The organism is Delftia sp. UME58 (assembly GCF_014170385.1).
In the GTDB taxonomy this organism is placed as follows: domain Bacteria; phylum Pseudomonadota; class Gammaproteobacteria; order Burkholderiales; family Burkholderiaceae_C; genus Comamonas; species Comamonas acidovorans.
Genome location: NZ_LZZV01000116.1, coordinates 1 through 619, shown reverse-complemented (window position 1 = coordinate 619; position 619 = coordinate 1). Strand labels below are relative to the sequence as shown.

Genomic DNA, 619 nt, shown 5'->3' with positions numbered 1-619 from the left:
TACTTCCGCGGCAAGCCCAAGCTGGGCGGCATCCTCTACCGCATGATCCCGTCGGACAGCGCGCGCGAACTGGCCTTCACGTCGAACGAGATCGACGTGATGCAGGGCAAGCGCGAACAGCGGTGGGTTGAACGGTCGGCCAAGCGCGGCATGAAGGTCGATATCTTCGAACCGGCCGAATTCCGCACGCTGCATCTGAACCGCAACGTCAAGCCGCTGGACAACCTGAAGGTGCGCCAGGCGGTCGCCGCCGCGATCAACGTCGACGAGATCGTGCGCTATGCGGGCAAGGACGTGGCCGACAAGGGCTGCTCGGTGGTGCCCAACGGCTACCTGGGCCAGGACTGCAGCGCGGGCGCCTACGCCTACGACGTGGAGCGCGCCAAGAAGCTGCTGGCCGAAGCGGGGTATCCCAACGGCGTCGAGATCAAGTCCGTCGTGTCGAACATCTCGGCGCAGCAGCCCATCATGGAAATCGTGCAGGCGCAGCTGGCCAAGGCCGGCATCAAGCTCAATATGGAAGTGGTGGACCACGCCACCTACCAGGCCAAGAGCCGCCAGGACCAGAGCGGGCTGGTGTTCTACGGCGCGGCGCGGTTCCCCAACGCCGACACCTACC

Annotated in this window: 1 protein-coding gene; it reads left to right on the top strand. The window is 65.3% G+C overall.

What is annotated here, in order from left to right:
* Window positions 1-619: ABC transporter substrate-binding protein (locus A9976_RS30950; protein ID WP_259649376.1), on the top strand; the 619-nt coding region annotated here is incomplete at both ends.